Consider the following 14,988-nt stretch of genomic DNA (forward strand, 5'->3'; position numbering starts at 1 on the left):
TGCAACTAGCCTACGAGCCTTTCATCCATATCTGCCAGCTTTATTTGCCTGGCAATGGATTGCAGCAAGAAGCAGCCAGAGCGATTAGTTGTGGGTTGTTGGCTGTTGGCTGTTGGCTGTCTCCATTCTGAAGCCCTTGCTGGCTGGGGACTGGGTTGGAGCATTCAGGGAGCTTGCCGCCGTCAGGGGCTGTTGTAGGGATGCAAGCACCTTGCTGTTTGAGTTCGGCGCTTGTGGTTTGTCCGGGGGACAAACCACCGAACGAGTTCAAGGTGCGCCCTACAACAGCCCCTGACAAGGGTACCGGTGCGCAGCACCGGCAAGCTTCCGCTCCGACCCAGTCCCCAGCCAGCAAGGGCTGCCGCAAGGAAGCCACTTCACCCCAAACCCACTCCCCTAACCACCTGATTCCAAAAAATATTCCCCGAAAACCCAGGGTTTTCCCTTAAAAACCACAAGCCACCCCAACCCCTAGGGTTTACCCTTGCTTTTAGACTAGGGAAAACCCTATAATGAGGACTCGTAACTTAGACCTTCACCTTAAAGGGAAAGCAAATGTCTACCATGACCACTTACTCGCACTACATTCACTGGAGTGATGCTGTTGAGCGTGGGGTAATGCAGCATGCCCTGGAGAATGGTGAATCCGTGTCTTTAACTGCACTGACCAAAGCAGCGGCCAAACAAGTTTCCAAAGCCGCAAACGTGGTGTTCAAGTACATGGTCGAACTGACCCGTGCCTTGAACGAAGCCCGCATCCGCGATTCCCGCATGTCGGCCAGCTACTGGTAAGCCACGCATCACCGTCGTAACGCTCAAGCAAAACACCGCTTGATGTTGAAAAGCCTGCTGATTTAGCAGGCTTTTGTTTTTTCTGCGTTCGCCCAAGCCACCTTTCCAAGGGCGCACCTTCATGCACCGCCCATGACCCTGACTCACTGAACGCAAGCACCTCACAGCGTACTCCCCTCCAAAGATCACGACAAGTGAACGCTTCATCCAGCGCCGCAAGACATAAAAAAGGCCAGCAAAAGCTGGCCTTCAAAACTAAGGCCCCTGACAAAACATAGGCCCAGAACTCAATCGCCCTTGATCAAGAAAAACTACTCAAGACTTGTTCAACAAGTTCTTCAGCATATCCAGCCGCTGCTTGGGACTTAACGCCGCCTGTGCCGGATCCTCCTGCGCACCCGGGTCTTCGATCTTCATCTCATCAATAAAGCGAGACCGCTCCCGCACCAGATTTTCACGTGCACGCCGGCGCTTCTTGCACCAGCTCAAACGCAAGCTACGTTGAGCCCGCGTAATCCCCACGTACATCAGACGTCGCTCCTCCTGAATACGCTGGGCCAGAATATCGGCTTCCTTATCCGGGTCTATATCTTCGTCATCGCGCCCGATGTGCGGCAACAGACCTTCTTCCACCCCCACCAAGAACACATGCGGATACTCCAGACCCTTGGAGGCATGAAGCGTGGATAACTTCACCGCATCCGGGTCTTCGTCTTCGCCCCGCTCCAGCATGGTGATCAGGGCAACTCGCTGCACCAGATCATTCAGACTCAGTTCGTCATCCGCCGCTTTGGACTTCAGCCAGGTAATCAATTCAAGCACGTTTTCCCAACGCGTCTGCGCCGGGCGTTCGTCGAACATATCGTAGAGATAGCGCTCGTAATCAATGGCCCGCAGCAGCTCGTCCAGCAATTCGCTGACGGCCGTGTCATGCCCTTCCTGCTCGCTTTCTACCCGGTCTGCCCGTTGCTGAATACGACCAATAAACTGAGCAAAGACACTCAAAGGCTCCAACTGGCGCTCGGGCAAACGGTCCGTCAGAGCGATTTGAGAAACGGCCGAATACAAGGACAGCTTTTGCTCCGCCGCGAACTGGCCCAATACCTGCAAGGTTGCCTGCCCAATCCCGCGTCTGGGCGTGGTAGCAGCACGAATGAAGGCGGGATCATCATCCTCGTTGGCAACGATCCGCAAGTAAGACAGGATGTCGCGAATCTCGGCCTTGTCAAAGAAGCTTTGCCCACCCGAGATCGTGTAGGGAATACGCAGATTACGCAGCGCCTGCTCGAAAATTCGAGCCTGATGATTACCCCGGTACAACACCGCAAAATCCCGCCATTCGGCCTGACGCTCGAAGCGCTCAGCCGAAATACGCATGGCCACCGAATCGGCCTCGTTCTGCTCGTCGTCCGTTACGTGAACCTGGATGGGCTCCCCAAAGCCCAGATCAGACCAGAGCTTCTTGCCGAACACCACCGGATTATTGCCAATGACATTATTGGCGGCCTGCAAGATGCGCTGCACCGAACGATAGTTCTGCTCCAGCTTCACCACTTTCAGATCAGGATAATCGCTAGGAAGCTGCGCCAGATTCTCCACAGTAGCGCCACGCCAAGCGTAAATGGCCTGATCGTCATCCCCCACCACAGTAAACATATTGCGCTGACCAGTCAGAGAACGCACCAGGCGGTACTGGCACAGATTGGTGTCCTGATACTCGTCCACCAGCAGATACTGCACCCGACGCTGCCAGCGCTCGCGTACTTCCTGATTCTCTTCCATCAACTGCGCAGGCAGGCGGATCAGATCATCAAAGTCCACTGATTGATAGGCAATCAAGGTGGCGGCGTAGTCGCGGTAAATACGGGCCGCCTCGATCTGGCTGGGAGAGTTCGCGGCACGCTCCGCATCGTCCGGCCCCATCAAGGCGTTTTTCCACAAGGAGATTTCCTGCTGGACGGACTTCAGACGCCCTTTGTCTGTCGTGGCCAGCAGCTCCTGAATGATGGCAAGCGCATCATTGGAATCCAGAATGGAAAAGCGGGGTTTCAAACCCACATGCTGCGCCTCTTCACGCAACATGCGCAGGCCCAGAGAGTGGAAGGTACTGACGGTCAGCCCTCGCAGCAGCTTGGGGTCTACCAGGGCGCGAATCCGCTCGTTCATTTCACGCGCGGCTTTATTGGTAAAGGTCAGTGCGACCACTTGTCGGCCCGTGTACCCACACTCGCGCAGCAAATAGGCGATTTTCTGCGTAATGACTCGCGTCTTGCCACTACCGGCTCCAGCCAGCACCAGACAGGGCCCATCCATATACAACACGGCCTGACGCTGCATGGCGTTCAGGTCGGTGGGGACGGTATGGCCTGGAGTAGTTACGGAGGTGGACATGGTGGAATCAGTGAATACTAGGCAAGAAAACGAGGTTCAACGCCAAACAACGTGCAGAACTAAAAGTGACATCCCAGCCAGGCCGAGTGCGGTTTGATGACAAGCGAAAGGCTGACACAGAGACACAGCAGCAGCGAGGTTCAGCGGCATGGCAACGGCAGAGCAATCATCACCCTACAGCCATCGCTCCACAGCTTCATGGCTATTGGCTCATAGCTGCATAGCTGCATAGCTGCATAGCTGCATAGCTGCATAGCGCACAAGGATACACCCTGATGTACTGAAGATGCTCCTACCGTCCTGCATATACATGAGCCTGAAGAATCTTAAATCTCGAGGGGATCGACCTCAATCGTAATGCGCACTTTATGCTGCTTGGCCAACTGCGCGACCTGGGGTCCCCAATAGCGCACAAAGGCTTGCAAGGCCGGACGATGGGCGCTTTCCAACAGCAACTGGGCGCGCTCCACCTTGGCCACGCGCAAAACACGTAAGGGCACGGGATCGTACAGGAAAACCTGATCCGCGCCCGGAAATTCATTCGGATATTCTTCAGGCAAACGACGTGCCTGGGTCAGCAATCGAATCGCATCTGCCAATTGCGGCGCTTCGGCAGACAGAAGCACCTGATAGGCAAAAGGCGGCAAGCCCACGGACTCGCGCTCGTTCAAGGCGCTTTGAGCAAAGCCTATGTAATCGTGCTTGATCAGACTTTGATAAACGGCCTGCTCCGGGTAGCCCGTCTGGATGATGACATCCGCCCCTTCGGTATGGCGACCGGCCCGCCCAGCCACCTGCATCAACTGGGCAAACAAGCGCTCGGGTGCACGGAAATCATGGGCAAACAAGGTGGCATCGGCATTGAGCACACCCACCACGCTCAAGCGGGTGAAGTCATGGCCCTTGGCGACCATTTGCGTCCCCACCATGATGTCCACTTCACCCGCATGCACCTGCTCGAACAATTGCTGCGCACTGCCCTTCAAGCGGGTGCTGTCCGCGTCGATACGCACCAGTCGGGCATTCGGAAAACGCTCGCCCAGAAACTCTTCAATACGCTGGGTACCCCGGCCCATGGGCTGCAAGTCCTGATCACCACAATCTGGGCAAGCACGCGGCACAGGAGCCTGATAGCCGCAGTGGTGACACTGCAGATTGTGCTTGAAGCCGTTTTGCCTATGCAGCACGGTGTACACCGTGCAACGCGGACATTGAGACAGCCAGCCGCAAGAGGCGCAATGCAGCACAGGCGCGTAGCCACGTCGGTTGATGAAAACCAGCGATTGCTCGCCGCGCTCCAGACATGCTTCCAGCGCATCCAGCAGTTGGGGAGAAAAGCCCGACTCCAGGCGCAAATGGCGGGTATCGACCAGACGCACTCGGGGCAAGGAAACCTCTCGCGCACGCTTGGGCAGGCTCAACAGGCTATAGCGCCCTTGTCGGGCATGATTCCAGCTTTCCAGCGAAGGGGTGGCTGAACCCAATACCACCGGCACTTTCAGATCGTAGCCACGCCACACGGCCAGATCCCGAGCAGAGTAACGCAAGCCATCTTGCTGCTTGTAAGAAGCGTCGTGCTCCTCGTCCACAATAATCAGGCCCAGCTCGGGCATGGGGGTAAAAATGGACAGCCGTGTTCCCAACAAAATACGCGCCTGACCACTGTTGACGCGCAACCAGGAGCGCAGCCGTTCACCTTCGGACAGACCGCTATGCAAGACAGCCAGCACATCGCCGGGCAAGACGCGCGCCAAACGAGCACGCAAGACCTGCTCGAACTGAGGTGTCAGATTGATTTCGGGCACCATGAACAGGACTTGCCGACCGGCGGCTAGCACTTGCTCCAGCACCCGCATATAGACTTCGGTTTTCCCGCTACCCGTTACGCCATGCAGCAACATGCAGCTACCGGGTTTGGCCGCCACAATGCCATCTACCGCAGCCTGCTGTTCGGCATTGAGCACGGGCAGGACGTCGCTGTCCACCGGCTCCACCTTCTTTTCCTTGCGCTTGGCCATGCGCAATACCGGACCACCAGCGGAACGCTTGCCCAGATAGGCAGAGGGTTTGCGCAAAGGCCCTGGCAAGGACGGCATCATGACCTCGCCCAGCGGGCGGTGGTAGTAGGTAGACGCAAAGCGCGCCATCCGCAACCAGTCCTGCGGGAAGGGCGACAAGTCATCCAGCAGTTGATCGATCGCTTTGACCTGCTCGGGCGGGTAGGAAGGTTGCTCAGGCAAAGCCACCACCACGCCTATCATCTGCCGCCGCCCAAAATGCACAATGACCCGCTGTCCGATCAGGACGGGCTCATGGTGCTGATAATCAAACACCCCATCCAGGGGAACGTCCAAAGCCACATGCAGCCAGAAAGGTCCGGTGCTTGCCGATGCAGAAATAGCGTCAGGAGTGGCGGTCATGGATGGTGGTTCAAAAAAGGGCTGGCCTGGCTGAAAGCCTGATAAGTCAAGAGCTTAGCGACCTGTGGATAACTTTGGGGAAAATGACATGGACAAAAAATACAAAGAAGCAAGCACAGATACAATTTAATTTTCAATATCTCTGAAATAAGGATAAAACGCAGAGAAATCAACTAATTAAAACTGGGTATTGAAATTAAACCTTAAATATAAAGACCTCAAACCCAGCCCTGTCTGTGTGCATAACTTTGCGCACAAGCTGCGACAGCCCGTGCGCAAAGGCTATCAAACGCTGTGGTGTCGACGGCTGTAGGAGTGCACTTCGTCGACCAGAATGCCCACAGCTTCCGGGTCTGTGAAACGCGAAATACCGTGGCCGAAGTTGAACACGTGACCGCCCTGACCTACAGGGCCAAAGTCATCAATAACGCGACGGGCTTCACGGCGGATGGCTTCTTCGCCACCGAACATGGTCATGGGGTCCAGATTGCCTTGCAAGGCCAGTTTGTCACCAATACGAGCGCGCGCACGGGACAGGTTCACCGTCCAGTCCACACCCATGGCATCAGCTCCACAGCCAGCAATATCTTCCAGCCACATGCCGCCGCCTTTGGTAAAGACGATGACAGGAACGCGCTTGCCGTCATGCTCGCGGATCAGGCCATCAACCACTTTACGGGTGTAGGCCAGGGAGAACTCCTGGAACAGGGAGTCGGACAAGACACCACCCCAGCTGTCGAACAGCATCACAGCCTGTGCACCGGCACGGATCTGATTGTTCAGGTAGTCGCAGGTGGTTTGGGCGTTGATTTCCAGCATGCGGTGCATCAGGTCCGGACGCTGATACATCATGCTTTTCACCAGACGGTAGTCGTCCGAGCCCTGGCCTTCCACCATGTAGCAGGCGATGGTCCAGGGGCTGCCGGCAAAGCCGATCAGCGGTACTTTGCCGTCCAGTTCCTTGCGGATCAGGGATACGGCATCAAACACGTATTGCAGCTTGGACATGTCCGGCGCTTCCAGCGCCATGACATCGGCTTCGTTACGTACAGGACGGGCAAAACGCGGGCCTTCACCAGCAACGAAATCCAGACCCAGACCCATGGCGTGTGGCACGGTCAGGATGTCCGAGAACAGAATGGCGGCATCCAGATCGAAACGACGCAGGGGCTGCAAGGTTACTTCGCAGGCAAACTCGGGATTCTGAGCCAGTTGCATGAAAGAGCCAGCCTGAGCACGGGTGGCATTGTATTCAGGCAAATAACGCCCGGCCTGACGCATCAGCCAGATGGGGGTGTAAGGCACAGGTTCGCGCAACAGCGAGCGCAGGAAGACATCGTTTTTTAATTGAGGTAAAGACACGGCAATCCCTATTGAAAAATGCCTGTTAATTTTAACCATCGTGTTCGTCGTCTGGGTTTGACGCGGATCGAAAGCGTGCTGCATCGATATGGTGTTTGCGCATCAGTGCCCAGAAAGCACGCCGGTGCTTTTGCGCGGAGCGGGCCGCCATGGCGATATTGCCGCTATGGCGATCAAGGGCGGCATGGATATAAGCCTGCTCGAAGCGGGCCACTATCCGTCCCTTGGCTACTTTGAAAGACTCCTGGCTGCTGGCGTAGCGCGAGGCTACCGCAGCGGCATAGGCTTCCAGCGTTGTCCCTTCCTGTTGCAAGATCGTTTGCGACAGACGCTGCTCCGTTGGGCCGGGGTGCAGGACCAGATCCTGGTTTTCCTGCACCCTATAGTGTATCCGACCCGGCAGCCCCGGTTCATTCAAAGCGTGGGAAGAGGTCTGCAAACGCTGACGATTGATGCGGGCACGCAAATCGTCCAGGCATAAAGGCTCGCGCACGTAGTCTGCCAGGCCCAGTTCCAGCAGGTCTGTCAGGGCCGCGGCCTTGATGGCACCCCGCAGCAAACCAAAGACTGGCACTGGCAAATGACCTTGGGCTGCCGACAAGGCTCGGCGCACGTGAATCAGGGTGGCCGCTTCAATGGGAATCAGACAGGCATCAAAACGCAGCAGCAAGGCCGATGCGCTGCGCAAAAACAAATACTCCTGATCGGGACGGGGCGGTGGTGGCGCCTGCAGAACATGCAGCTGCAAACGCTCGCAAGGCGGGATGATGGCCAGTAAATTCTGAGCCCACGATGGCTGGGTGTGCAGCAACGCACAATCGAGGTGTAGACGCATAAGACTGTCCTTGAGAAGCCGGGCGAACCACACCGGCCGCCCCATAATCATGAGCCTCTAGGATAGAAATCCGACCCGTCTGCGATAAGTCGGAGTTGCGTCTACGTAGCTGTACTTAATCGCCGCAAATACGGCTGCGACGCCATTCGCTGGGCGATACGCCATAGCGTCGCCGGAAGGCGTGACTGAACACGGCCGCGTCGGAAAAGCCCATTTGCCAGGCCAGCTCACTGATCTGCCGACCGGGTTTGCCGTCCACCAGCAATTGACAGGCGCGCTCCAGACGGGCGGCCATGATGTAGTCGGCAGGCGCTTGCCCGCACAGCTCGAACAGCTTGTAGAGATAGCGGCGTGAAATGCGAAATTGCAGCGCCAGGGACTGGGCATTCAAACCGGTATCACCCAGATGGTCCTGCACGTATTGCTGAATTTGCAGCAGTTGCCCGCGCCGCACTTCGTCCAGGGCGGACTCGGTCGTCACCGGACGGCCATCGGCCAGGCTCAGAGCCATCATGCGAATCACGGTTTGAGACAGTTCGCTCAAGGCCGAGGGCGACAAGTGCCCGCGCTCCTGCAAACCCAAACGCAGCATATCCATGGCAATTCGGGCCGGACCTGTCGTGGCGGAGAACGAGCGGGCCACCGCATCGCTTAGCCAGGGCAACCAAGGCAGCAAACGCTCTTCCTCGAACTGCAAGACCAGAAAATGGGATTGATCCTGTACGGCCACTTCGTAAGGGCGGGTGGTGTCATAAATGCCCCACTCCCCGGCGTGCAAGATGCCACTGCGATTATCCTGCTGAATCTGGCTGCTGCCACTGATCTGCAAGGTGACCTTGTACAGTGCCTGCTCGGCGCGGCTGGCCAAGGCCTGGGTACGACGCACGCGCTGCGCGCTGGTACACAGTTCCATGACATCGACCGAACCCATGCGATCGGTTGCCGCCCGGTTGGAGAAACCACGGCGAGAATCCGGCTGAACCTCCAAGGGCACAAAATACGCGCACACCACTTCCTGCCAAGCAGCCAGGCTCTTGAAAGAAGCAGAGGGAGTGCGCAATAACATAGACATTGCCTGAGTGCCCTTTCGGCCAACACAATTGATCGGGGTAAGGGGCAGAATATGCCCCCTTTCTTATAGCCCTAAAAAATTCAAGCGTCTACGGTCGTTAACCCGCTGTATCAGCGATCCATGGAGCCGTACAGGTAGGGCGCAGGCTCCAGACCCATACTGTTCATCTTGACGGTTAGCTCCGTACGCGCCTTGAGTACATCATCAAAACGATGCCGGCGCGATGCCCCTACCTCGGCCGAGGTAAAGGGTCGGTAATCGGGTGTCATTTCTTCCGGACTGAACTTGGCCACAATCCAGTTCAGCACACGAGCCAGATCGGCATTATCCAGTTGCGACTGCGAGGCACCGGGCACCCGAATCATATAGTCCCGTCCAGCTGGCAGGCGTGTAAACAAGCCAATGGACTGGTTGAAATTGGGGATGCCCCGATGCGTCAGGCCCTGGCCATCGTAACGATGGCAACCTGCGCATTGCAGCATATAGTCTTTGAAAGCCTGCGAACTTTGCAGGTAATCGCCCGTTCCGGCCATCTCTTCTTGGGCATGGGCCCAAGGCGTAAACGCCAGGAGTACGGCGCCCAAACAGGCCAGGCGCAAAGATGTCCACACAGTGATGCCTCCTTAAGTGGCCGGACGCCATCCTGGCCGCCCGGCACCTTATGCAAACCCTGGGGACTGCCCATACGGAAGAGAACTGACGTCTCAAGGACCGCTCCCCCCGTAATCCTGGCAGCCCGACGGGCTTTTTTAGTTTTTAGCCAAGCCAACCAGTACCGATGTCGTGCAATGGAAGGTGCTGTTCTCGTTCGCCATGCACCAGTTCACGTCATTGTGCAGGAAGAACTCGTAACCAGGACGCTCACGGGTCTGCGTGTTGCACTGGCAGCGGCCGCAAGCGGTCTTGCCGCAGCAGTCGTGGTAGCTGATCAGGTAGTCCTTGCCATCATGCGGGTTGTGGCAGGTGCCAATCCACGAGATGGGCGAAGGCGTCGAGCCCGGAGGGCAGGTGGTGGTCGTGCCACCGCAGCAAGAGCACAGGAACCCGTCCACCGCACAATGACGCCAGTAGTCGCAGGAGTTCACTTCGTCTTCATTCGCCAGATCGGGATTCAGACTGATGTGATCGGCACCACTGCTGCTGCCACCACCACCGGCGGCGCGAGCCACCGGCAATACAGGCAACACAAAGGCCGAACCGACCATTAATTTGCCCACCGAGCGCAGCACGCTGCGACGCGAAGTCTTGTGGGCCACAGAACGGGAGAGGCTCTCCCCAAATTTATCCAGCCAACGCATTGACGTTCTCCTTTCGTGATACCTGCACTTGCTTCATGCCCGAGTCACCGGCCAAGTATTCTTGCGCCGAGGCCACGCCCAGGTCTTTGGCGGTAAACAGGCTTTCCAGCTGTTCACGCGAATTGACCAGACCCTTGCCGCGCACCACACCGTTCTCGTCGATCAGGACGGCGTAAGGCAGTTTGCTGATCTGAAAGCCCATGCCCAGCTGTGTGGACAGGACGTAAGGGAAGGCGTCCAGTTGTGCTTTCTGGTAGAAAGCCAGATGCTCGGGCATCTCGCCATCACTGGCCAGCACAATATCTACCCACTGACCTTCCGAGCCCTGAATGGACTTCAGAATCGGCAAGAGCTTCTTGCACACCGGGCAGGTAGGCGACATGAAGAAAATCAACTGGCTACGCGGACCAGCCACGCCGACGGTAACGGCACGACCGCGCAGGTCCTGCAATTCCATGACGGGAGCGGCATCACCCACCTGTGGGCCTTTGTCCATGGTCAGGGCGCCCATGGGGGCAACCCGTTCATACAACACGCCAATCTGGCGCGACAGGGCAAGTACAACCAGCACCAGGGCCAGTACGATTACCCATAAAATGACGTTGGAAATCATTAAAGCGGTCATTTAGGTCTCCTAAGAATTCTGCATTTTCTGGAATTTCAGATGGGATTCGATCAGCTGGTTGGCCGCATAGTACAGGCCCAGCAAGGCCAAGGTGGCACCAAAGAAGGTCAAACCGTCCACCCAGACCAATTCACGGGCGCTGCTGATGGCCCAGTCACCGCTGGCCACGGCCAGCGCAGCCAGCAAGGCATTGCGAGCCACCAGCCACCAGGACAGACCACCGGAGGATTCACCCAACCCGGAGCAGCCGCAATCCACATCGCGGCGGCCACGCAGCAGGTTCATCACAATGCCACTGGTGGCGACCAGCAGGACGCACAAGGCCAGAACCGCCCCCAGCGAACGACTGGCTGGCCACAGCAGCAAAGGCGCACTCAAGGCCTCGGCAGCGACAAACAGCACACTGAACGGTCGTAACAACACTTCCGGCAACAATCGATAACCGCCAACGGCTGCCTCGAACAGGCTGAAGTGACGCAGTTTATCCAGCGCCCCCAGTCCCATCAGCACGGCCAAGCAAGCCAGGCTGGCGTAGGTCAGGACCGGGTCCATATCAGACACCCCCAACTGGGTGGAACTGAACTTGCAAGGATGCTTCTGCGGCGCCTTCAATGGTGCGCAGCAACTTGGGTTCAGGCTGGCTGATGTCATAGACGTTCACATTGCCACCGTCCAGGGTCAGCATCAGATTGCGCTGCTGATCAATGGTCATGGACAAGGCATCACGTCCGGGCACGCGGGCTACGCGTTTCTTGGTCTTGGTGTCCATGACCCAGATCTCGGCAGCAGGGAACTTGTGAGTGCCTTCCTTGCCATCGGGATGCATGAACACGTACATGCGACCGCTGGCGCGATGCAGACCCACCAGGTTGTAGCCACCGGGCACCCAGTTCTTGGCCTTGTCCTGGTCGTTCAGCAGGGACCAGGGGCCATCTACCTTGACCTCATCACCGCTGAAATCCGCACTGTAGACATTGCCGTAGTAGGACACGAAGTGAGCCTTGTCCTTGTCCAGGGCGGGAGCGATAAAGATCGGATCGTCCTTCACGGAGAACATCTGCTTGCTGCGCGACTGGCTGGCGACTTTGCCATCCTCGCCCAGATTGATGGTCAACAGGCCACCATCGCCACAAATAGTCATGAAGCTGCGTGGGCGGTTGGGCTGGGGGATTACGCTCCAGCAACCGGCGGCAGCTGTGACGTCTTCCACATAATCACCCTTGGCCACGTCCACGATCCCAATCGAGGTCGCTGGCGAGGCGTTTTGCAGCACGATGAACTTGCCGTCCGTCGTCTGACGGAACAGGCCGTCATAGTTCAGACCTTGCACACGCTTGGGTGGCAGGGAAATTTCCTTCTCGAAGGTCAGCTTGTCGGCATCCCACACTTCCACCACATCCGAGCGCTTTCCACGCGTAATGCGCTCGTGATAGGTGGTCATGGTGTAGATTTTCTTGCCGTCGTTGGACACCTGCACGTGGCCGTTGAAGGCGGTGGGTACCATGCCCAGAAACTTGCCGTTGGTGTAGTCATAAACGTGCACACGGCTTTCGGTCAGGTGCATGAACACCGAGTCCATGACGTAGATACGGTTTTCCTGCGGGGCAGACACGCTGTGACCACCTGTCAGAACTTCGCGCGGCTTGTCCTGGGCCTGCGCGCCACCGGCCAGTACCATCAGCCCCAACATGGCGGCGGCGGTCGTTAATTTAAATTTAGACTTCATTGGATGTCTCTCCTCATGGGCGTCCACGCTGTCAGAACGCATAGGCATAACGGAATTGCAGGCCGCGCATGCGCGGGCCATTCTCGACTTTCAAATCATGGATGTACTGCAATTGCACCTGGTGAGCGTCGGTCAACTGGTGAGTGATCTCGGCGGCCAACTGGTGGTTACGTGCACGCGTCGCCGTGGTCTGGCCATTGACCCGCTCACGTCCACCTGTCTCGTAGCGGTAGCGCATACCCACGTAAGTCTTTTCAGTCAGGTTGGTTGAAACCAGGGCCATCAGGCGGATTGCCGTATCTTTTTTCAGGGTCTGGCCGTAGTAGTTCTTGTTGTTGCCAAAGAACTCGAACTCCGCCACGCCTTCAATAAAGGAGGACTCCCCAAAGCCTTTCACAATCGCAAAGTCCTGGATGGTGCTCCAGCGATTCTTGCCGGAGGACACATCGGCCTGCGAGCCGTGGTAACGACCTGTGGGCGCCGTAATGAAAGGCTCCCATGCGAACCAGAAACGGTTCTCCGGATCGTTATGCAGCCACACGGCAGCACCGGCGGTCACATCCCCAATACCGGTCATGCGATCGCGGTCTTGTCCTGGAACATCCAGCGTGTTGCGAAAACCGGGCACGATCAGCTCGTACTGCACTGTTTTGCCGGCCAGTTCGCGAAAGTGCATCTGGCGGTAAATCATGCCTTGCACATTCAGCTTGGGGCTATCGCCAATTCGTGAACCCTGATCATAAAAACCGTGAGACTTCAGGCCCATCATGTAGACCGCCAGGATGTTGGTCCCTACCGGAGCAGGAATCCAGTCCCGCGCACTGGGGTCGCCCGCAAGGGCGGCACCGGCACTGACGCCGCTCAAGGCCAAGGCCAGAGCGGTCCGCTGCAAAATTGCATACATTATTGTTGTCTCCTCAAAGAGGCGCGAACGGTATCGTTATTGTGTTCGCGCCTTTATCCCTAGCTAGGCTGCCGGGTAGGCCATGCAGACCGATTTGGTCTCCAGGTAAGCCTCTACCGCAGCGCGCCCGTGTTCCCGACCCAGGCCGGACTGCTTGTAGCCACCAAAGGGCATGCTGGGGTCCAGCATGTTGTGGGTGTTGACCCACACAGTTCCGGCCTTGATACCAGCGGTCAACCGCTGGACGCGGGCCAGATCCTGACTCCAGACGCTGGCACCCAGGCCAAAGTCTGTATCGTTGGCCAACTGCAATGCCTGCGCCTCGGTGTCAAACGGGGTCGCGACCACCACGGGACCAAAGATTTCTTCACGCATGATGCGGGCATCGGGAGCCACGTCGGCAAACACGGTGGGGCGTACAAAGTAGCCCTGCTCGGGGCGAGCACCCTCGCCTGCCAACATGCGACCGCCTTGCTGGCGACCCACATCGATGTAGTTCTGCACGCGCTGCTGATGACGTGCCGAGATCAGCGGAGCAATCTGGGTGGACTGCTCAAAGCCCGAGCCCAGAGTCATGGAAGAAGCCAGATCGGCTACGCCCTGGACCACGCGCTCGTAAATGCCTTTTTGCACGAACAGACGCGAACCGGCGGTACATACCTGGCCCTGGTTAAAGAAGATGGCGTTGGCCGCACCTTGAATGGCCATGTCCACATCGCAATCGTCCATGATGACCACGGGGGATTTGCCGCCCAGCTCCAAGGACATGCGCTTCATGTCGTTGACGGCCTGATGACCAATCAACTTGCCCACTTCCGTGGAGCCGGTAAAGGAAATCTTGTTCACGCCAGGGTGAGCCGTCAAAGCCGCACCGGTGCTTTCGCCACGACCCGTGATCACGTTGATCACACCAGCGGGGAAACCGGCTTCCAGAGCCAGTTCGGCCAGACGGATGGCGGTCAGTGGAGTTTCTTCAGCAGGCTTCAGAACGACGGTACAACCGGCGGCCATGGCGGGAGCAATTTTCCACACCGCCATCAGCAGCGGGAAGTTCCAGGGCACGATGGCGCCCACAACACCGATTGGTTCCTGGCGGGTGTAAGCGTGATATTTCACGCCGGGAGGAAAGCCGATGGAAGGCGAGAGCAATTCGCCATTCATCTTGGTTGCCCAGCCAGCCATGTAACGCAGCCATTGTGCGCTGGCAGCCACTTCCAGGCCGTAGGAGAAGAACAGCAGCTTGCCGTTGTTCAGGGTTTCCAGACGAGCCAGCTCATCCGCGTGGGATTCAATCAAATCAGCCAAACGCAACAAAAGGCGCTCGCGCTGAGCGGGCAACATCTGAGCCCATTCGCCCTGCTCCAGAGCCTGGCGCGCAGCACGCACGGCCAGATCCACGCCTTGAGCACCGGCCTCGGGCTGGTGCGCAATCACTTGTCCCGTTGCGGGATCGTAGACGGGAATCGTGGGCCCTTGAGATTCAGTGACGGGTTTGCCGTCAATAATCATGTGTTCGCGAATCGCCTTGCGCTCGGCTTGTACGTCCTGCCCCATAGTCTGTCT

Annotated in this window: 13 protein-coding genes; 1 reads left to right on the forward strand and 12 read right to left on the reverse strand. The window is 57.5% G+C overall.

Features of this window, described 5'->3' with window-relative positions; all coding sequences use genetic code 11:
• The first annotated feature begins 555 nt into the window (after nt 1–555).
• Nucleotides 556–792: a hypothetical protein gene (locus U2949_RS06075; protein ID WP_022983381.1), complete on the forward strand. Its 237-nt coding sequence runs from the start codon at nt 556–558 to the stop codon at nt 790–792.
• Between the two features lie 315 nt (nt 793–1,107).
• Here U2949_RS06075 and U2949_RS06080 read toward each other — a convergent pair whose 3' ends face one another.
• From U2949_RS06080 to U2949_RS06135, 12 genes are all read right to left on the reverse strand, one after another.
• Nucleotides 1,108–3,183, reverse strand: a complete 2,076-nt coding sequence (locus U2949_RS06080; protein ID WP_026484069.1) for a UvrD-helicase domain-containing protein — start codon at nt 3,181–3,183, stop codon at nt 1,108–1,110.
• A gap of 326 nt (nt 3,184–3,509) precedes the next feature.
• Entirely contained in the window at nt 3,510–5,603 is a 2,094-nt protein-coding gene (locus U2949_RS06085) for a primosomal protein N' (protein WP_321286670.1), read from the reverse strand.
• 285 nt (nt 5,604–5,888) lie between these two features.
• Nucleotides 5,889–6,965 carry a uroporphyrinogen decarboxylase gene (hemE, locus tag U2949_RS06090; protein WP_026484067.1) on the reverse strand — a complete coding sequence of 359 codons (1,077 nt, stop codon included), beginning with the start codon at nt 6,963–6,965 and terminating at the stop codon, nt 5,889–5,891.
• Nucleotides 6,966–6,996: 31 nt separating this feature from the next.
• On the reverse strand, nt 6,997–7,800 hold the full coding sequence (locus U2949_RS06095) for a hypothetical protein (protein ID WP_257724120.1): 804 nt from the start codon (nt 7,798–7,800) through the stop codon (nt 6,997–6,999).
• A 115-nt stretch (nt 7,801–7,915) separates the two neighbouring features.
• Nucleotides 7,916–8,872, reverse strand: a complete 957-nt coding sequence (locus U2949_RS06100) for an AraC-like ligand-binding domain-containing protein (protein WP_026484065.1) — start codon at nt 8,870–8,872, stop codon at nt 7,916–7,918.
• 110 nt (nt 8,873–8,982) lie between these two features.
• The gene (locus U2949_RS06105) at nt 8,983–9,483 is read right to left on the reverse strand and encodes a cytochrome c family protein (RefSeq protein ID WP_021447058.1); all 501 of its coding nucleotides are present in this window, start codon (nt 9,481–9,483) and stop codon (nt 8,983–8,985) included.
• Nucleotides 9,484–9,621: 138 nt separating this feature from the next.
• Complete coding sequence (locus U2949_RS06110; protein WP_021447059.1) at nt 9,622–10,170, reverse strand: aralkylamine dehydrogenase light chain; 549 nt, start codon at nt 10,168–10,170, stop codon at nt 9,622–9,624.
• Complete coding sequence (gene mauD, locus U2949_RS06115; RefSeq protein WP_009462707.1) at nt 10,154–10,795, reverse strand: methylamine dehydrogenase accessory protein MauD; 642 nt, start codon at nt 10,793–10,795, stop codon at nt 10,154–10,156. Before mauD ends, U2949_RS06110 begins: the two co-directional genes overlap by 17 nt.
• Before the next feature lie 9 nt (nt 10,796–10,804).
• Nucleotides 10,805–11,347, reverse strand: a complete 543-nt coding sequence (locus U2949_RS06120; RefSeq protein ID WP_009462709.1) for a MauE/DoxX family redox-associated membrane protein — start codon at nt 11,345–11,347, stop codon at nt 10,805–10,807.
• 1 nt (nt 11,348) lies between these two features.
• Nucleotides 11,349–12,521 carry an amine dehydrogenase large subunit gene (locus U2949_RS06125; RefSeq protein WP_321286674.1) on the reverse strand — a complete coding sequence of 391 codons (1,173 nt, stop codon included), beginning with the start codon at nt 12,519–12,521 and terminating at the stop codon, nt 11,349–11,351.
• Nucleotides 12,522–12,552: 31 nt separating this feature from the next.
• The gene (locus tag U2949_RS06130) at nt 12,553–13,425 is read right to left on the reverse strand and encodes a transporter (RefSeq protein WP_051316325.1); all 873 of its coding nucleotides are present in this window, start codon (nt 13,423–13,425) and stop codon (nt 12,553–12,555) included.
• A 63-nt stretch (nt 13,426–13,488) separates the two neighbouring features.
• Nucleotides 13,489–14,979, reverse strand: coding sequence for an aldehyde dehydrogenase family protein (locus U2949_RS06135; RefSeq protein WP_321286677.1), 1,491 nt, complete (start codon nt 14,977–14,979; stop codon nt 13,489–13,491).
• Nucleotides 14,980–14,988: the final 9 nt, after the last annotated feature.

The organism is Alcaligenes phenolicus (assembly GCF_032063905.1).
In the GTDB taxonomy this organism is placed as follows: Bacteria; Pseudomonadota; Gammaproteobacteria; order Burkholderiales; family Burkholderiaceae_B; genus Alcaligenes; species Alcaligenes phenolicus.